13 protein-coding genes and 2 rRNA genes are annotated in these 17,221 nt (G+C 59.0%); 10 read left to right on the top strand and 5 right to left on the bottom strand.

The window, feature by feature from the left end:
- Nucleotides 1-195: 195 nt before the first annotated feature.
- On the bottom strand, nucleotides 196-3,042 hold the full coding sequence (gene rapA / locus ACMGGN_RS16425) for an RNA polymerase-associated protein RapA (RefSeq protein WP_281870399.1): 2,847 nt from the start codon (nucleotides 3,040-3,042) through the stop codon (nucleotides 196-198).
- A 130-nt stretch (nucleotides 3,043-3,172) separates the two neighbouring features.
- Here rapA and ACMGGN_RS16420 point away from each other — a divergent pair, with 130 nt between their 5' ends.
- The 7 genes from ACMGGN_RS16420 (at nucleotide 3,173) to ACMGGN_RS16390 (ending at nucleotide 8,038) form a co-directional block, all read left to right on the top strand.
- Nucleotides 3,173-3,868 (top strand): M949_RS01915 family surface polysaccharide biosynthesis protein, encoded by a 696-nt coding sequence (locus ACMGGN_RS16420; protein WP_174142079.1) that lies wholly within the window; start codon nucleotides 3,173-3,175, stop codon nucleotides 3,866-3,868.
- A 108-nt stretch (nucleotides 3,869-3,976) separates the two neighbouring features.
- On the top strand, nucleotides 3,977-4,306 hold the full coding sequence (locus ACMGGN_RS16415) for a hypothetical protein (protein ID WP_046787722.1): 330 nt from the start codon (nucleotides 3,977-3,979) through the stop codon (nucleotides 4,304-4,306).
- A gap of 78 nt (nucleotides 4,307-4,384) precedes the next feature.
- Entirely contained in the window at nucleotides 4,385-4,546 is a 162-nt protein-coding gene (locus tag ACMGGN_RS16410) for a hypothetical protein (RefSeq protein ID WP_174142042.1), read from the top strand.
- A 135-nt stretch (nucleotides 4,547-4,681) separates the two neighbouring features.
- Nucleotides 4,682-4,798 (top strand): cytochrome c oxidase subunit CcoM, encoded by a 117-nt coding sequence (gene ccoM, locus ACMGGN_RS16405; protein ID WP_008097462.1) that lies wholly within the window; start codon nucleotides 4,682-4,684, stop codon nucleotides 4,796-4,798.
- Between the two features lie 180 nt (nucleotides 4,799-4,978).
- Nucleotides 4,979-6,967, top strand: coding sequence for an FUSC family protein (locus ACMGGN_RS16400; protein WP_346640839.1), 1,989 nt, complete (start codon nucleotides 4,979-4,981; stop codon nucleotides 6,965-6,967).
- On the top strand, nucleotides 6,954-7,160 hold the full coding sequence (locus tag ACMGGN_RS16395) for a DUF1656 domain-containing protein (RefSeq protein WP_119688376.1): 207 nt from the start codon (nucleotides 6,954-6,956) through the stop codon (nucleotides 7,158-7,160). Before ACMGGN_RS16400 ends, ACMGGN_RS16395 begins: the two co-directional genes overlap by 14 nt.
- A gap of 11 nt (nucleotides 7,161-7,171) precedes the next feature.
- Nucleotides 7,172-8,038, top strand: a complete 867-nt coding sequence (locus tag ACMGGN_RS16390; protein ID WP_414156130.1) for an efflux RND transporter periplasmic adaptor subunit — start codon at nucleotides 7,172-7,174, stop codon at nucleotides 8,036-8,038.
- 49 nt (nucleotides 8,039-8,087) lie between these two features.
- On the opposite strand, the gene ACMGGN_RS16385 is transcribed toward ACMGGN_RS16390, so the two are convergent.
- Complete coding sequence (locus tag ACMGGN_RS16385; protein WP_115273743.1) at nucleotides 8,088-9,269, bottom strand: GAF domain-containing sensor histidine kinase; 1,182 nt, start codon at nucleotides 9,267-9,269, stop codon at nucleotides 8,088-8,090.
- Between the two features lie 185 nt (nucleotides 9,270-9,454).
- Here ACMGGN_RS16385 and ACMGGN_RS16380 point away from each other — a divergent pair, with 185 nt between their 5' ends.
- Complete coding sequence (locus ACMGGN_RS16380) at nucleotides 9,455-9,778, top strand: DUF2025 family protein (protein ID WP_115273744.1); 324 nt, start codon at nucleotides 9,455-9,457, stop codon at nucleotides 9,776-9,778.
- Between the two features lie 14 nt (nucleotides 9,779-9,792).
- On the opposite strand, the gene ACMGGN_RS16375 is transcribed toward ACMGGN_RS16380, so the two are convergent.
- From ACMGGN_RS16375 to ACMGGN_RS16365, 3 genes are read right to left on the bottom strand one after another with little or no spacing between them, the layout of a single operon-like run.
- The gene (locus ACMGGN_RS16375) at nucleotides 9,793-10,878 is read right to left on the bottom strand and encodes a diguanylate cyclase (RefSeq protein ID WP_115273745.1); all 1,086 of its coding nucleotides are present in this window, start codon (nucleotides 10,876-10,878) and stop codon (nucleotides 9,793-9,795) included.
- A gap of 48 nt (nucleotides 10,879-10,926) precedes the next feature.
- The gene (locus ACMGGN_RS16370) at nucleotides 10,927-11,052 is read right to left on the bottom strand and encodes a hypothetical protein (protein WP_261981954.1); all 126 of its coding nucleotides are present in this window, start codon (nucleotides 11,050-11,052) and stop codon (nucleotides 10,927-10,929) included.
- Nucleotides 11,053-11,101: 49 nt separating this feature from the next.
- The gene (locus tag ACMGGN_RS16365; RefSeq protein WP_414156129.1) at nucleotides 11,102-11,998 is read right to left on the bottom strand and encodes a formate/nitrite transporter family protein; all 897 of its coding nucleotides are present in this window, start codon (nucleotides 11,996-11,998) and stop codon (nucleotides 11,102-11,104) included.
- A 456-nt stretch (nucleotides 11,999-12,454) separates the two neighbouring features.
- Between ACMGGN_RS16365 and ACMGGN_RS16360 the strand changes: the two genes are divergently transcribed.
- A 16S ribosomal RNA gene (locus ACMGGN_RS16360) occupies nucleotides 12,455-13,991 on the top strand.
- Nucleotides 13,992-14,309: 318 nt separating this feature from the next.
- Nucleotides 14,310-17,201 (top strand): 23S ribosomal RNA (locus ACMGGN_RS16355).
- Together the 16S and 23S rRNA genes form the textbook arrangement of a ribosomal RNA operon.
- The last annotated feature ends 20 nt before the right edge of the window (nucleotides 17,202-17,221 follow it).

The raw sequence follows: 17,221 nt of genomic DNA, 5'->3' as shown, positions 1-17,221 counted from the left end.
CCCCATGGTCGAGTTCGCACTGGTCTCCAATCAACCCCCAAGGAGACTATCCAGAAAGGAGTATAGGAACGGGTGTTTAAACCTTCCGGGGTAATGGCTCTTTGATTGCAACGATTTGGTTATTGGGGTGATAACGCGCGGGTATAAAGGAGAGGGGAGGTGCATGGGCACCTCCCCAATGGCTGCAATCCAGTCTTAGCCAGCCACCAGCACGCGGATCGCCTCCAGGCGCAGTGCGGCCATTTCGAGCATTGCCAGGCCATCTTCGCGCTGCTTGCGCAGGGCGTCGATTTCGCTGTCGCGTACGCTCGGGTTGACGGCTTTCAGAGCGGTCAGGCGCGCCAGTTCTTCGTCGGCTTCGGCGGCCAAGCGGCGTTGCGCCTCTGCCACACGCTCGACGTGGGTCGGCATGATCTTGGCTTCACCGCCACTGATGCGCTTGGCCAGCACATCACGCTGGGCCTGTACGAACTTGTTGGCGCTGGCCCGAGGCACGCTTTCGAGCTGCTCGTTGAGCGTTTCGAAGGCCACGCGCGAGGCCAGGTCGTTGCCGTTGGCATCGAGCAGGCAGCGCAGCGCCGCAGGCGGCAGGTAGCGGCCCAGTTGCAGGCTGCGCGGCGCCACCACCTCGCTGACGAACAGCAGTTCAAGCAGCACGGTGCCAGGCTTGAGCGCCTTGTTCTTGATCAGCGCGACGGCGGTGTTGCCCATCGAACCGGACAGTACCAGGTCCATGCCGCCCTGCACCATCGGGTGTTCCCAGGTGAGGAACTGCATGTCTTCGCGCGACAGCGCCTGGCCACGGTCGTAGGTGATGGTGACGCCTTCGTCATCGCCCAGCGGGAAGCTGGCGTCGAGCATCTTCTCGCTCGGCTTGAGGATGAGGGCGTTTTCCGAGTGGTCTTCGCTGTCGATGCCAAAGGCGTCGAACAGGGTTTCCATGTAGATCGGCAGAGCGAACTGGTCGTCCTGCTCAAGGATGTCCTCGACCAGCGCCTGGCCTTCGCCGGCACCGCCGGAGTTGAGCTCCAGCAGGCGGTCGCGGCCGCTGTGCAGTTCTGCTTCCAGGCGTTCACGCTCACCTTTGGCTTCGGCTACCAGGGCATCCCAGGCCTTGCTGTCCCCGCCTTCGAGCATCGGCAGCAGGCGCGGGCCGAACTGGTGCTGCAGGGCGTTGCCGGTCGGGCAGGTGTTGAGGAAGGCGTTGAGTGCTTCGTGGTACCACTGGAACAGGCGCTCTTGCGGGCCTTCCTGCAGGTAGGGGATGTGCAACTGAATGACGTGCTTCTGACCGATCCGGTCAAGGCGGCCGATGCGCTGCTCGAGCAGGTCCGGGTGGGCCGGCAGGTCGAACATCACCAGGTGGTGGGCGAACTGGAAGTTGCGCCCTTCGCTGCCGATCTCGGAGCAGATCAGCACCTGGGCGCCGAACTCTTCGTCGGCGAAATAGGCTGCGGCGCGGTCGCGCTCAAGGATGCTCATGCCTTCATGGAACACCGAGGCCGGAATGCCGGAGCGCACGCGCAGCGCGTCTTCCAGGTCCATGGCGGTTTCGGCGTGGGCGCAGATCACCAGAACCTTGGTGCGCTTGAGCATCTTCAGGGTGTCGATCAGCCAGTCGACGCGAGGGTCGAAACGCCACCAGCGCTCTTCGTCGCTGACTTCACCTTGTGCCTGGAACGCGACTTCCGGGTACAGCTCGGCGTGCTCGCCGGCTGGCAGGTCGCGGTACTGTTCCGGCATTGGCAGCGGGTAAGGGTGCAGTTCGCGCTCCGGGAAACCCTGGATGGCCGCACGGGTGTTGCGGAACAGGACGCGGCCAGTGCCATGGCGGTCGAGCAGCTCGCGGATCAGGCGGGCGCTGGCCTGGCTGTCGCCATCGCTGACTGCAGCCAGCAGGGCTTCGCCCTCGGCACCCAGGAAACCCTGGATGGTGGCGTGGGCCTTGGGTGACAGGCGGCCTTCGTCGAGCAGTTCCTGTACGGCTTCAGCCACCGGGCGATAGTGCTCGCTTTCGGCACGGAAGGCTGCCAGGTCATGGAAGCGATTGGGGTCGAGCAGGCGCAGGCGGGCGAAGTGACTGTCCTGACCAAGCTGCTCGGGGGTGGCGGTGAGCAACAGTACGCCCGGGATGACCTGGGCCAGTTGCTCGACCAGGCTGTATTCGGTGCTGGCCTTGTCTTCGTGCCATACCAGGTGGTGGGCTTCATCGACCACCATCAGGTCCCAGCCTGCGGCGAACAGCGCGTCCTGAGCCTTTTCGTCCTCGACCAGCCACTCCAGGGCGACCAATGCCAACTGGGCGTCCTCGAACGGGTTGCTGGCGTCGCTTTCAATGAAACGTTCGGCGTCGAACAGTGCCACCTGCAGGTTGAAGCGCCGACGCATTTCCACCAGCCATTGGTGCTGGAGGTTTTCCGGTACCAGGATCAGCACGCGGTTGGCACGCCCGGTCAGCAACTGGCGGTGGATCACCAGGCCGGCTTCGATGGTTTTGCCCAGGCCCACTTCGTCGGCCAGCAGTACGCGAGGTGCGCTGCGGTCCGCCACTTCGCGGGCGATGTGCAACTGGTGGGCGATCGGCTGCGCGCGGCAGCCTCCCAGGCCCCACAGCGACGACTGGACCTGCTTGCTGGTGTGCTGCAGCGTGTTGTAGCGCAGGCTGAACCAGGACAGCGGGTCGATCTGACCGGCGAACAGACGGTCGCTGGCCAGGCGGAACTGGATGAAATTCGACAGCTGGGTTTCCGGCAGGGTGCGCGGCTGGTTCTGGCCGTCGAGGCCGTGGTAGACCATCAGCCCGTCGATGTCCTCGACTTCGCGTACCGTCAGCTTCCAGCCTTCGAAGTGGGTGATCTGGTCACCTGGCGAGAAGCGCACGCGGGTCAGCGGCGCATTGCGCAGGGAATACTGGCGGGTGTCGCCAGTGGCCGGGTAGAGCACGGTCAGCAAGCGGCCATCCTGGGCCAGGATGGTCCCCAGGCCGAGCTCCGCTTCGCTGTCACTGATCCAGCGTTGCCCCGGTTGATACTGCTGCGCCATACTGCCTGAACTCCCGCGATGAAAAGCCGGCTATGTTAACGGATAGGCCCGGCGGACCATAGAGTTGAAGTCCAAGAGTCTAGCTGTTTCATCGCAGAACACCGTCTTGCCGATGAGGGCTACGCACGCCATGCCGCTCAAGCACCGCTGGTTGAACGCCTCTCTGGCCGTGGGCAGCCTCGCGCTGCTGGCCGCTTGCGAGCAGAAAAACTTCGAAAGCCTGCCGGCGATCCCGGTGGAGCAACTCGAGGTGCTGGGTGTGCAGACGCCGATCAAGAGCGTGCATTTCCGTGACCGTGACGGTGAAGGCCTGCTGGTGCTCAGCCGCAGCGATGGCCAGGCGGTCGATGCCGAGTCCGAGCAGGAAGTGGACAAGGTAGAACTCAAGGCCACGCTGTACGGGCGAGCCACCGAGGGCGACGGGTTCAAGCCGCGCTGGCAGATCGAGCAGGAAACCACCTGCCCTGGCCTGGACCTCGATGTCGACTTCTACAACGATGTCAGCGATGTAGGTGACCTGAACAAGGACGGCATCGCCGAGGTGACGGTGGCCAGCCATTCGTTCTGTGGCGGCGGCATCGACCCGCATGACATTGCCATCGAGATGCGTGAGGGCCAGGCCAGTTACACCATCACTGGGCAGTCGCTGATCACCCCGGCAGGCGAAGACCCGATCGGCGGTGAGCGCGAGGACAGTGCCTCGCTGAAGAACGCGGCGCCAGTGCTGCGCGAGCACATGAACGCCGTCTGGCAGCAGGTCTTCAAGCGCCCTTGGAGCGAGGCCAGCCCGCCAAGTGATGACGACCCTGACAACGAAGCTCCATAGCTGCTGTCTATACTGGCATGACGTGGCCGGTTTCGGCCGCATTACCCTATTCGCCGACCCTCAAGGCGGGTGACAACCGGCCGATACACTGGGCACAGGAGAATTCTCATGCTGCCGCCGATCATTCCGCTCAGTGCCGCCCCAGTGACCTCGCAACAGGACCCGGTCAAGCCGACCCCGGACATCAAGCCCGTGGTCCCCACGCAGCCTGCCTCAGGGGAGAGCGCCATTGACCTCAAGCAGCAACGCGACCCGCAGGAGCAGGTCTTGCTGCTGCGTGAGGAGCAGCGCCGGCAGCAGCGGCGTAATAAACAGGGTGGCGACGAGCGCTACAGTGCCTTGCCGGGTGAAGAAGTCAACGGCGACAACACCGTACCGGTGGCCCCGCTCATGGGCGAGCAGCCGCGCCAGGGCCTGCTGGTCGATATCGAAGTCTAGGCGCCCTGTGCCGCAGGGCTGGTCATGGCCAACGCCTGGCGGCATCATGCAAGTCTCTGTTGATCCTCGAGCCCGCCCATGAGCCAAGACAACCTCATCGACTTCGATGCCGAACGTGCCAAGCGCGTGCACGACCTCAAGGAAAAGCGCCTGAACGAAGTGCGTCAGGCGTTCGAGCAAGCCATGCCGCTGGGCAAGGCGAAGAAAAAGAAGCCCAAGAACAAGCCCAAGAAGCGCTGAAACTTGACGCAGGTCAACCCTGCACCCGCCTCGCGTGCCCGGCTCCGGGCACCATTGACCTCGATCAATTTCCCCGTCCCCCGTATTCGTTACCTTGCATCCATCGGACAACGGCAAACGAATCGGGAGGCCAACATGTTCTTCGACAATGTGGTTATCGCTGGTGTGGTAACGGTCGGGTTGATGTTCGCATTCTTTGCCGGTCTTGGCATTTTCATCTGGAAGGACTCGAACAAGCGCAAGCCGCGCTGACCTTCCAGGTTCACGGGCACGCAAGGCATTTAGGGCGACTTCGGTCGCCCATTTTTTTTTGCCTTGATCGGTTGATATGACAGCGCCTAAAGATGATTAGCTAGCTAATTATTTGTTTCAGCATTATCCTTCCCTTCATTGTCTATCGTTTACCAGATCATCCCCCGCCAGGTCCGTTTCGTGCCCATCACCTTCCAGGCCCTGTTCGCACCCAGCAGCCTCGCCATCAAATTCGCCATCAAAACCCTGCTTGGCGGCGGCCTTGCCCTGTGGCTGGCCATGCGCTGGGGGCTGGAGCAGCCGGCCTGGGCGCTGATGACCGCGTTCATCGTGGCCCAACCCCTGTCGGGCATGGTGATACAGAAGGGCCTTGCTCGCTTGGCCGGGACCTTGGTCGGCACCTTCATGTCAGTGCTGTTCATCGGCCTGTTCGCGCAGACGCCATGGCTTTTTCTCATCACGCTGGCGTTGTGGCTGGCCCTGTGTACCGCGGCTTCGACCCAACTGCGAAGCGCCTGGGCTTATGCCTTCGTGCTGGCCGGCTACACCGCAGCGATCATTGCCTTGCCCGCGATCGACAAGCCCCTGCAAGTGTTCGATCAGGCGGTGGCGCGCTGTACCGAGATCTGCCTGGGGATCTTCTGTGCAACGGCCACCAGCGCGTTGCTTTGGCCGATGCGCGTGGAGCAGCAACTTGCCGGGCAGGCGCGCCAGGCCTGGCACAGCGGTTTCCAGACGGCCAGTGCCATGCTTGGCGGTGAAGACCAAGCGCGCGAAGGCCTGCTGGAGATCCTGGGGCGTATCGTTGCCATCGATACCCAGCGCGAACATGCCTGGTTCGAAGGCCCGCGTGGGCGCCAGCGGGCAAGGGCCATTCGTGGCCTGAGCCAGAAACTGATGGTGCTGCTGCGGATCTCACGCTCGGTGCGTCGCCAGTGGCGGCAACTGGATGAGCAGCAAACCCTGCGTCTTGGCCCATGGCTGGAAGAAGTGCGCGCCCTGTTGGCCAAGCCCGATCAGCCGAGCCTGTTGTTGTTGCGTCAGCGCATCTGGGACGCCGCGCATGACGAGCAGATCAGCTCTGCCGAGCATTTTTGCCTGGCCCGCATGACCCTGCTACTGGACTACGCCATGGCTGCCACCCAGGCACTCGATGATGTCGAAGTGGGCAGGGCGCCGAAGGATGTGGCGCAGGGGCTGGCTGCCCACCGCGACTGGTCGCTGGCGTTGCTGTTCGGTTCACGCAGTGCGCTGGCATTTTTGGTGATGAGTGGTTTCTGGCTCGCCACTGCCTGGCCCTCTGCGCCCGGTGGCCTGGTGTTGACGTGTGTGGTCTGCAGCCTGTTCGCCAGCCGTGAAAATGGTGCGCAGATCGGGCTGAGCTTCTTGCGTGGCATCCTGCTGGCGATCCCGACGGCATTGCTGGTGGGGCAGATCATCCTGCCGCAGTGGAGCAGTTTTGCAATGCTTTGCCTGGGGATGGGCGTACCTCTGTTCTTTGGGGCTATGGGTATGGCTCACCCGCGCACCGGGGCCACGGCGACTTCTTATTGCCTGCACTTCATCGTACTGGTGTCGCCGCTCAATGCCATGCAGTTCGGTGTGGCGAGCATGCTCAACAGTGCGCTGGCCATGCTGGTGGGTGTAGGTGCGGCGGTCATGGCGTTTCGCCTGCTGGTGTTCCGCCACCCGGCCTGGCTTGGCCGGCGCCTGCGCGCGGCGACCCAAAGCGACCTGGTGCGCCTGGCCCGGCGCGACCTGCGAGGTGCCGACAGCTGGTTTGGCGGGCGCATGGCCGACCGTCTGATGCAATTGGCACGGCACGCCGGCGAGCTGCCCGAGGCCGAACGCAAGCGTTGGGACGATGGCCTGCATGGCCTGGACATCGGCGACGAACTGCTGCATTTGCGCATGTGCCTGGCAGTCGCCCAGGCGCCGCTGGGTGATGCCGAACGTGAATATCTGCAGCAACTGGAGACAGCCCTGGCCAGCGGGCCGGCAGCCGGACGAGGGCAGCGCCTGGATGCCGCCAGCGAGCGATTCATCGCGGCGCTGCAACGCCTGCCGTCGAGTGACCCGTTACGCCTGGCCGAAGGGGCGGTATTGCAGTTGCAGAAAAGCTGGGGCAAGTGGTGCCGCTGGCAGGAGGAAGCCCATGGGGTTGCGTGAGTGGGCGTTGGGCGGCGTGCTGCTCAGCCCTTTTCTGATCTATGTGCTGATGGCCCTGGTGCTTACCGGTTTGTTGCGCCTTGTCGTGCACGCCACGCCGTTGGGGCGCTGGATCTGGCATGAAGCGCTGTTCGACGCAGCGCTGTTCGTTTGTGTGCTGTACCTGGTAGTCCGCCTGCTGGGGCCTTTGTAAGGAGTGATTCGATGCGTGCTGTCGTCCGTTCCCTGGTGACCCTCTGCGTGGTCGCCATCGCCGTTCTGGCCGGCTATAAACTCTGGCAGTACTACATGCTCACCCCATGGACACGTGATGCACGGGTGCGGGCCGACGTAGTGGTCATCGCGCCCGACGTGTCCGGCTGGGTGCGTGAGCTCAAGGTGCAGGACAACCAGCGGGTCAAGGCTGGCGACCTGTTGATGAGCATAGATCGTGAGCGCTTCCAGGCCGCGTTCGATCAGGCCAGCGCTGTGGCAGAAACGCGTGCCCAGCAGTTGCACCTGCGCGAGCGCGAAGCTGCGCGGCGCACGGCATTGGGGCCCGGGGCGATCAGTGCCGAGCTGCGCGAAAACGCGCAAATCAATGCCGCCATTGCCCGCGGTGAGTTGCATGAGGCGCAAGCTCAGTTACAGGTGGCGAAAATCAACCTTGCGCGCAGTGAAGTGCGAGCCCCCCGCAGTGGGCACATCACCAACTTGCGCCTGGCTCAGGGCAACTATGTGAATGCCGGCCAGTCGGTAATGGCCCTGGTGGATGACTCGACCTTTTTTATCCAGGCCTACTTCGAGGAAACCAAATTGCCGCGCATACGCGTGGGCGATTCGGTGAAGGTCTGGCTGATGGGGGCAGGAGAGGCCATGCAGGGGCATGTGGAAAGCATCAGCCGGGGTATCACCGACAGTAACAGTAACCCTGACAGCCAGTTGTTGCCGGAGGTTGAGCCAACCTTCAACTGGGTAAGGCTGGCCCAGCGGATACCTGTGCGCATCAGGCTGGACGACATTCCCGAAGGCATGAACCTCAGTGCGGGGATGACGGCCAGTGTGCAGGTTCACGAGGATTCGCCCGAGTGATCATGGGCAATGCATGACAGGCTGATTGTCGACGGCCCCGGCATCTGCCTCAGGCATTGGCCGGCAAGTGAAAGCTGAATAGCGTGCCGCGTTGCTCATCGGAGATGACCTCCATGCGTCCGCCATGGGCCAGGGCAATCTGATTGGCTATATAAAGGCCAAGGCCAAGCCCCTGTCTTGGCGCCGCAGACAGAGGCCTGGTGAAGGGCTGGAACAATTGGTTCAGGGTTTGTGGGGCGATGGGGTGCCCGTTGTTGTGCACGCTAAGCACGAACTCCTCATCGGCAATCGCCGCCCTGACCGTCACCGGCCCGTCAGGCGCACCATGGGTCAGCGCGTTGGCGATAAGGTTGGAGAGTAGCTGGGTCACCCGTTCGCGGTCACAGTACAGGCCGCCGATATCACCGACCTGCAGGACGATCTGCCGCTGTGGGTGTACGTGCTGCAGTTCTGCAGCGACATGCATGAGGCCTTCGGACAGGTCCGGGCAGGGCTGCAGGTTCAATGGGATGCCGCTGCCGAGCCGGCCTCGGGCGAAATCCAGCACGTCGCGCACAAGCTGTGAAGCCCGCTGCCCGCAAGTGTGAATGTGGCGGGCGATCGCGCGGTTCTTGTCCTCGTCCAGGCGCTGAGTCAGCAGTTCGGCGCCTGCGGTGATGGCAAACAGCGGATTGCGCAGATCATGGCCTAGCACCGCGATGAACTGTTCGCGCACTTCGGCCATCGCCCGTTCCTCGCGCAGGGCGCTCTCGGTGTGCTGGGCACTCTCCTCACTCTCGATCTGGATGGCCAGCAAGCGTGCGAACGACTCCATCATGGGCTGGATTGATTGGCCTTTGAGCGAGGCCGGATTCGGGTCCAGGGCGCAAATGGTGCCGAAGAAGCGGCCATCTGTGCGGAACACCGGCACGGATATGTAGCTTTCGAAGCGATAGCGCTGCGGCGTTTGGTGCCGGCAGTAGCGTTCATCCTCGCTGGCCTTGTCGATCACGATGGTCTGGTGAGAGCTGCGAATCTCGTGGCACAACGTGGTTGCCACCTCGAGCTCGCCGCCCACCTCAAGGCCAAAGCCCAGGTTGTCGAGTACGGCGCAGGCAGTCCAGTTGCATTCGGTAACCCGTGCCACGGCGGCGAAACGCATGCCGCTGGATTCGCAGATGACCTGAAGGATGGCGGGCACGGCACTGATGCGTCCGATGGTGGCGATATCGGCGCTGATGGCGTTGGTCATGAACGGTCCCAAAATTGGCGACGGAATAGGGTAGCGCATCAGTCTAGCGGGGCGGTTGGGCCAGTGGCGAAAAACCTTGGCAAAACGGCCTGCGATTGAGCTAGGCTGGCCTGGCGCGTCGCCCTGTAGAGGCGACCGTTGCCCGCCTGGCGTGTGTCACTTCCAATCATTTGCGAGGTTTCGACATGGCCATCACATCCCAGGACATCTGCAGTGCTGCCGACCAGCTCAAAGGCTTTGTCGGCTTTCATGGCAAACGCGGCGTCCATATCGTGCGTTTCTCCGAAGACGCGTTCGGTATGGACGTGGCTGACGAGAGCATCATCCCGTGCAGTGAATTCGTCTGGCGGCCGGAACAGGACGCGCGCATGGCGCTGTGTCGGCAGCGCCTGGCGCTGCTGCTGGAGCAGCATGTGGACGATCGGCTGAATATTGGCGAACCGTTGCGCCAGTATCTGCGGCGCACTGACCTGCCGGAAATTCTGGCGCAGCGCTCGTTGCGCTGCTGACAGCGCAACGGCGGTCAGCGAGGATATTCTGCCTGGGATACCGGCTGAAGCGCCGTGGTCTCGTCATGTTCGAAATTGACCTGATCGCGACCGCGTCGCTTGGCGCAATAGAGTGCCTTGTCGGCCTTTTCCAGCCAGTGTTCGGGGGATTGGAGGTCTGCCCGGAAGGCTGACATGCCGATACTCAGGCTGATTTTCAAATGCGGCAGTTGTGGGTCACGGTAGCAAACGATGCGCTCGCGCAGACGCTCCATGGCCTGCCTGGCCTCACTCTCACTGGTATCGGGCAGAATCACGCAAAATTCGTCGCCACCATAGCGCCCCGCCAGGTCGCCCGCCCGCAGGTTGCGTCTGAGCTCATCGCTCATCTTTCGCAGCACGCAATCGCCGACCACGTGGCCGAACGTGTCATTGATGGTCTTGAAATGGTCGATATCGATCAGGGCAATCACTGATGGCATCTGCAAGTTCTGGCAAGCCTGGAAGCGCAGCAGGAGCAGGTCCTTCCAGGCACCGTGATTGAGCAGCCCGGTCAGACTGTCGGTCAGGCTCAGGTCGCGAAGGCGGCGCTTGTGCTCGGCGAGCTTGATCGCCAGGCGGTAACACACCCAGCCCAGGGCCAGTGGATAGAGTGTCAGCATTGGCAGGCAGGCAAAGATCTGCAGTGGTGTGGCGTTGAGCTGCAGCCCTGTGCCCAGCAGTGCGCTGGCCAGCAGCATGCCGACCAGTTGCGCCACTAGCCCTCGCATGACCAAGCGCTTGCCGCCAGCGGCCACATTGTTCATGGTCATCATCGAGAGCACAGTGACGCAGGGCAGGGGGTTGAAATGCATGGCTGCGGTCCAGAAACCACCCATCAGTGAATCCAGCAGCAGGTTGCGCTGTTCCGCCTGGTACGGTGCAATCGACCGCCGTGCCCACTGGTAGGCCACATGGGGCCAGAGCAAGCCGTTGAAGAGCAGCAGCAACCATGCCCAGGTGGGGGGCGAAAGTGGCGCGACCGCTGCAGCGACGCTGAACAGGCCAATGCCCAGGCCGATCATGCGCGGCAGGTAGATACGCCTGACGAAAGAAAGTCCCTTGCCGCTGCGGTTGTCCATGATGGTGGTCGTTCTTCTGCTGAGTCGCCGTTTATCGCACAACTCACGTCAATAGTGTTCAACAGTCTGCCATTGACGAAGAATGACCTTGCAAGCCAATTCACGGTTGATGCGGCCCCTATGGATGACCGCGTGTTTTTTTGTGCCTGTGGGCTTGCCACTCACGATGCTCATGGTGGATTCCATTGGCGGGCCTGAACCTGCTGCGGCGGTGCGCTGAAGGTCATTGCTTGGTGTCCTGCTTGCCGAATGAAGACTTTTTTTCATCCTTTAATAGCTGCGAAGGTGGCTTGCCGCTGTCGCTGCGCACCTGCGCGTGGCTGATCAGGGCGAAAATGAAGCTGCCTCCAATGATGTTCCCGGCCAGGGTCGGCAGGGCAAACTCAAGCCAGAAGCTGCGCCAGGTTTCGTCTCCGGCCCAGACCAGATAGGACACCTCGACCGAGCCTACGACGATGTGAGTGAAGTCGCCCAGGGCCATCAGGTAGGTGATCATCAGGATGATCCAGATCTTGGCGTGCTCCATGGACGGGATCATCCACACCATGGTCGCTATCATCCAGCCCGATACGATGCCCTTGGCGAACATCTGGCTGATATCGTTCTCCATCACCTTGCGGCCGATCTCGAGGAAGGCGACATCCGTCTTGCTGTCGAAAATGGGTAGTTCGAGCATGACCCAGGCGACCAGCAAGGTGCCTGCCAGGTTGCCGACCAGCACTACGCCCCACAGCCGCAAAAGGCGCCCGAGGTTGGCGAAGGTCGGCGTTGTCATGATCGGCAGCACCGCTGTGATGGTGTTTTCAGTAAACAGTTGCTGACGCGCCAGGATCACCGCAAGAAAGCCTGCGCTGTAGCCAATGCTGGCGACAACCTGGGCACTCTCACCCTCCGGCAGGCGAGCGTAGAACAGCCCCATGGCCATGAATGAAAGGCCCATGGTCAGGCCTGCTGCCAGGGCCGACCACCACAGCGCCGCGAGGGTGCGCTCCAGTTCCTGGTCGCCCTGGTAGCGAATGATCTCGTGCAGAACCGCCGCCCTCGGGGGTTGGTTATGGCTGACTTCCTTCTCTTCATCAGCCGACAGGCCAGGGGTCTTCTCGCTCTGCGCATCGCTCATGCCATTGCCCTCCACGGAGTGTTTATCTACAGAGCGATGGTTCATGCATTTAGTTGCCGGGCGGCTGCAAAATGCATCTTGAAGTTTTTTAGATCAAGGTGTTGACTCAAATTTCAAACCGCGTATTATTCGCCTCCTCGCAGCGTTGAACGCAACGAGGCAGGCGGTAAGTTGTTGAAGTTCAAGGCTTTTGAAAGAAAGCAGATTCAAAAAAACTTCAAAACAAACGCTTGACAGCAAATGAGGAAAGCGTAGAATGCGCGCCTCGGTTGAGACGAAAAGCTCTTAACCAAACGCTCTTTAACAAATCGAATCAAGCAATTCGTGTGGGTGCTTGTGAGTATGGACTGATAGTCAGAAAGATTATCAGCATCACAAGTGACCATGCGAGAAATCACATAGTCATTTGAGATTGCTGAGCCAAGTTTAGGGTTTCTTAAAAACCCAAGCAGTATTGAACTGAAGAGTTTGATCATGGCTCAGATTGAACGCTGGCGGCAGGCCTAACACATGCAAGTCGAGCGGATGACGGGAGCTTGCTCCTTGATTCAGCGGCGGACGGGTGAGTAATGCCTAGGAATCTGCCTGGTAGTGGGGGACAACGTTTCGAAAGGAACGCTAATACCGCATACGTCCTACGGGAGAAAGCAGGGGACCTTCGGGCCTTGCGCTATCAGATGAGCCTAGGTCGGATTAGCTAGTTGGTGGGGTAATGGCTCACCAAGGCGACGATCCGTAACTGGTCTGAGAGGATGATCAGTCACACTGGAACTGAGACACGGTCCAGACTCCTACGGGAGGCAGCAGTGGGGAATATTGGACAATGGGCGAAAGCCTGATCCAGCCATGCCGCGTGTGTGAAGAAGGTCTTCGGATTGTAAAGCACTTTAAGTTGGGAGGAAGGGCATTAACCTAATACGTTAGTGTTTTGACGTTACCGACAGAATAAGCACCGGCTAACTCTGTGCCAGCAGCCGCGGTAATACAGAGGGTGCAAGCGTTAATCGGAATTACTGGGCGTAAAGCGCGCGTAGGTGGTTTGTTAAGTTGGATGTGAAAGCCCCGGGCTCAACCTGGGAACTGCATCCAAAACTGGCAAGCTAGAGTACGGTAGAGGGTGGTGGAATTTCCTGTGTAGCGGTGAAATGCGTAGATATAGGAAGGAACACCAGTGGCGAAGGCGACCACCTGGACTGATACTGACACTGAGGTGCGAAAGCGTGGGGAGCAAACAGGATTAGATACCCTGGTAGTCCACGCCGTAAACGATGTCAACTAGCCGTTGGAATCCTTGAGATTTTAGTGGCGCAGCTAACGCATTAAGTTGACCGCCTGGGGAGTACGGCCGCAAGGTTAAAACTCAAATGAATTGACGGGGGCCCGCACAAGCGGTGGAGCATGTGGTTTAATTCGAAGCAACGCGAAGAACCTTACCAGGCCTTGACATGCAGAGAACTTTCCAGAGATGGATTGGTGCCTTCGGGAACTCTGACACAGGTGCTGCATGGCTGTCGTCAGCTCGTGTCGTGAGATGTTGGGTTAAGTCCCGTAACGAGCGCAACCCTTGTCCTTAGTTACCAGCACGTTATGGTGGGCACTCTAAGGAGACTGCCGGTGACAAACCGGAGGAAGGTGGGGATGACGTCAAGTCATCATGGCCCTTACGGCCTGGGCTACACACGTGCTACAATGGTCGGTACAGAGGGTTGCCAAGCCGCGAGGTGGAGCTAATCTCACAAAACCGATCGTAGTCCGGATCGCAGTCTGCAACTCGACTGCGTGAAGTCGGAATCGCTAGTAATCGCGAATCAGAATGTCGCGGTGAATACGTTCCCGGGCCTTGTACACACCGCCCGTCACACCATGGGAGTGGGTTGCACCAGAAGTAGCTAGTCTAACCTTCGGGAGGACGGTTACCACGGTGTGATTCATGACTGGGGTGAAGTCGTAACAAGGTAGCCGTAGGGGAACCTGCGGCTGGATCACCTCCTTAATCGACGACATCAGCCTGCTGATGAGCTCCCACACGAATTGCTTGATTCTTTGTAAAAGGCGATCAGGACCTAAATATAGGTCCAGCGCTGTTCCTGATCAGAACTCAGGAATGAACATTTGGCTTGAATGTTGATTTCTGACTTTTGTCAGATCGTTCTTTAAAAATTCGGATATGTGATAGAAATAGACTGAACACCAGTTTCACTGCTGGTGGATCAGGCTAAGGTAAAATTTGTGAGTTCTGCTCGAAAGAGCAACATGCGAATTTTCGGCGAATGTCGTCTTCACAGTATAACCAGATTGCTTGGGGTTATATGGTCAAGTGAAGAAGCGCATACGGTGGATGCCTTGGCAGTCAGAGGCGATGAAAGACGTGGTAGCCTGCGATAAGCTTTGGGGAGTCGGCAAACAGACTGTGATCCAGAGATCTCTGAATGGGGGAACCCACTCAGCATAAGCTGAGTATCTTGTACTGAATACATAGGTGCAAGAGGCGAACCAGGGGAACTGAAACATCTAAGTACCCTGAGGAAAAGAAATCAACCGAGATTCCCTTAGTAGTGGCGAGCGAACGGGGACCAGCCCTTAAGTTGATTTGAGATTAGTGGAACGCTCTGGAAAGTGCGGCCATAGTGGGTGATAGCCCCGTACACGAAAATCTCTTATCAATGAAATCGAGTAGGACGGAGCACGAGAAACTTTGTCTGAACATGGGGGGACCATCCTCCAAGGCTAAATACTACTGACTAACCGATAGTGAACCAGTACCGTGAGGGAAAGGCGAAAAGAACCCCGGAGAGGGGAGTGAAATAGATCCTGAAACCGTATGCGTACAAGCAGTGGGAGCCTACTTTGTTAGGTGACTGCGTACCTTTTGTATAATGGGTCAGCGACTTATATTCAGTGGCGAGCTTAACCGAATAGGGGAGGCGTAGCGAAAGCGAGTCTTAATAGGGCGTTTAGTCGCTGGGTATAGACCCGAAACCGGGCGATCTATCCATGGGCAGGTTGAAGGTTAGGTAACACTGACTGGAGGACCGAACCGACTACCGTTGAAAAGTTAGCGGATGACCTGTGGATCGGAGTGAAAGGCTAATCAAGCTCGGAGATAGCTGGTTCTCCTCGAAAGCTATTTAGGTAGCGCCTCATGTATCACTGTAGGGGGTAGAGCACTGTTTCGGCTAGGGGGTCATCCCGACTTACCAAACCGATGCAAACTCCGAATACCTACAAGTGCCGAGCATGGGAGACACACGGCGGGTGCTAACGTCCGTCGTGAAAAGGGAAACAACCCAGACCGTCAGCTAAGGTCCCAAAGTCATGGTTAAGTGGGAAACGATGTGGGAAGGCTTAGACAGCTAGGAGGTTGGCTTAGAAGCAGCCACCCTTTAAAGAAAGCGTAATAGCTCACTAGTCGAGTCGGCCTGCGCGGAAGATGTAACGGGGCTCAAACCATGCACCGAAGCTACGGGTATCACCTTTGGTGATGCGGTAGAGGAGCGTTCTGTAAGCCTGTGAAGGTGAGTTGAGAAGCTTGCTGGAGGTATCAGAAGTGCGAATGCTGACATGAGTAACGACAATGCGAGTGAAAAACTCGCACGCCGAAAGACCAAGGTTTCCTGCGCAACGTTAATCGACGCAGGGTTAGTCGGTCCCTAAGGCGAGGCTGAAAAGCGTAGTCGATGGAAAACAGGTTAATATTCCTGTACTTCCAGTTATTGCGATGGAGGGACGGAGAAGGCTAGGCCAGCTTGGCGTTGGTTGTCCAAGTTTAAGGTGGTAGGCTGAGATCTTAGGCAAATCCGGGATCTCAAAGCCGAGAGCTGATGACGAGTTGCCTTTAGGCGACGAAGTGGTTGATGCCATGCTTCCAAGAAAAGCTCCTAAGCTTCAGATAACTGGGAACCGTACCCCAAACCGACACAGGTGGTTAGGTAGAGAATACCAAGGCGCTTGAGAGAACTCGGGTGAAGGAACTAGGCAAAATGGCACCGTAACTTCGGGAGAAGGTGCGCCGGTGAGGGTGAAGGACTTGCTCCGTAAGCTCATGCCGGTCGAAGATACCAGGCCGCTGCGACTGTTTATTAAAAACACAGCACTCTGCAAACACGAAAGTGGACGTATAGGGTGTGACGCCTGCCCGGTGCCGGAAGGTTAATTGATGGGGTTAGCGCAAGCGAAGCTCTTGATCGAAGCCCCGGTAAACGGCGGCCGTAACTATAACGGTCCTAAGGTAGCGAAATTCCTTGTCGGGTAAGTTCCGACCTGCACGAATGGCGTAACGATGGCGGCGCTGTCTCCACCCGAGACTCAGTGAAATTGAAATCGCTGTGAAGATGCAGTGTATCCGCGGCTAGACGGAAAGACCCCGTGAACCTTTACTATAGCTTTGCACTGGACTTTGAATTTGCTTGTGTAGGATAGGTGGGAGGCTTTGAAGTGGGGACGCCAGTTCTCATGGAGCCATCCTTGAAATACCACCCTGGCAACTTTGAGGTTCTAACTCAGGTCCGTTATCCGGATCGAGGACAGTGTATGGTGGGTAGTTTGACTGGGGCGGTCTCCTCCCAAAGAGTAACGGAGGAGTACGAAGGTGCGCTCAGACCGGTCGGAAATCGGTCGTAGAGTATAAAGGCAAAAGCGCGCTTGACTGCGAGACAAACACGTCGAGCAGGTACGAAAGTAGGTCTTAGTGATCCGGTGGTTCTGTATGGAAGGGCCATCGCTCAACGGATAAAAGGTACTCCGGGGATAACAGGCTGATACCGCCCAAGAGTTCATATCGACGGCGGTGTTTGGCACCTCGATGTCGGCTCATCACATCCTGGGGCTGAAGCCGGTCCCAAGGGTATGGCTGTTCGCCATTTAAAGTGGTACGCGAGCTGGGTTTAGAACGTCGTGAGACAGTTCGGTCCCTATCTGCCGTGGACGTTTGAGATTTGAGAGGGGCTGCTCCTAGTACGAGAGGACCGGAGTGGACGAACCTCTGGTGTTCCGGTTGTCACGCCAGTGGCATTGCCGGGTAGCTATGTTCGGAAGAGATAACCGCTGAAAGCATCTAAGCGGGAAACTTGCCTCAAGATGAGATCTCACTGGGATCTTGAATCCCCTAAAGGGCCGTCGAAGACTACGACGTTGATAGGTTGGGTGTGTAAGCGCTGTGAGGCGTTGAGCTAACCAATACTAATTGCCCGTGAGGCTTGACCATATAACACCCAAGCAATTTGC

The sequence above is a fragment of the Pseudomonas sp. BNK-30 genome (assembly GCF_047456185.1).
In the GTDB taxonomy this organism is placed as follows: Bacteria; Pseudomonadota; Gammaproteobacteria; order Pseudomonadales; family Pseudomonadaceae; genus Aquipseudomonas; species Aquipseudomonas putida_E.
Note: the sequence above shows the minus strand (reverse complement) of the source record. Positions and strands in the feature narration are given on the sequence as shown.

Excerpts from the sequence above, each read along its gene's own strand:
- rapA (WP_281870399.1), bottom strand. The coding sequence starts at position 3,042 with ATGGCGCAGCAGTATCAACCGGGGCAACGCTGGATCAGTGACAGCGAA.
- ACMGGN_RS16420 (WP_174142079.1), top strand. The coding sequence starts at position 3,173 with ATGCCGCTCAAGCACCGCTGGTTGAACGCCTCTCTGGCCGTGGGCAGC.
- ACMGGN_RS16415 (WP_046787722.1), top strand. The coding sequence starts at position 3,977 with ATGCTGCCGCCGATCATTCCGCTCAGTGCCGCCCCAGTGACCTCGCAA.
- ACMGGN_RS16410 (WP_174142042.1), top strand. The coding sequence starts at position 4,385 with ATGAGCCAAGACAACCTCATCGACTTCGATGCCGAACGTGCCAAGCGC.
- ccoM (WP_008097462.1), top strand. The coding sequence starts at position 4,682 with ATGTTCTTCGACAATGTGGTTATCGCTGGTGTGGTAACGGTCGGGTTG.
- ACMGGN_RS16395 (WP_119688376.1), top strand. The coding sequence starts at position 6,954 with ATGGGGTTGCGTGAGTGGGCGTTGGGCGGCGTGCTGCTCAGCCCTTTT.
- ACMGGN_RS16390 (WP_414156130.1), top strand. The coding sequence starts at position 7,172 with ATGCGTGCTGTCGTCCGTTCCCTGGTGACCCTCTGCGTGGTCGCCATC.
- ACMGGN_RS16385 (WP_115273743.1), bottom strand. The coding sequence starts at position 9,269 with ATGACCAACGCCATCAGCGCCGATATCGCCACCATCGGACGCATCAGT.
- ACMGGN_RS16380 (WP_115273744.1), top strand. The coding sequence starts at position 9,455 with ATGGCCATCACATCCCAGGACATCTGCAGTGCTGCCGACCAGCTCAAA.
- ACMGGN_RS16375 (WP_115273745.1), bottom strand. The coding sequence starts at position 10,878 with ATGGACAACCGCAGCGGCAAGGGACTTTCTTTCGTCAGGCGTATCTAC.
- ACMGGN_RS16370 (WP_261981954.1), bottom strand. The coding sequence starts at position 11,052 with ATGAGCATCGTGAGTGGCAAGCCCACAGGCACAAAAAAACACGCGGTC.
- ACMGGN_RS16365 (WP_414156129.1), bottom strand. The coding sequence starts at position 11,998 with ATGAGCGATGCGCAGAGCGAGAAGACCCCTGGCCTGTCGGCTGATGAA.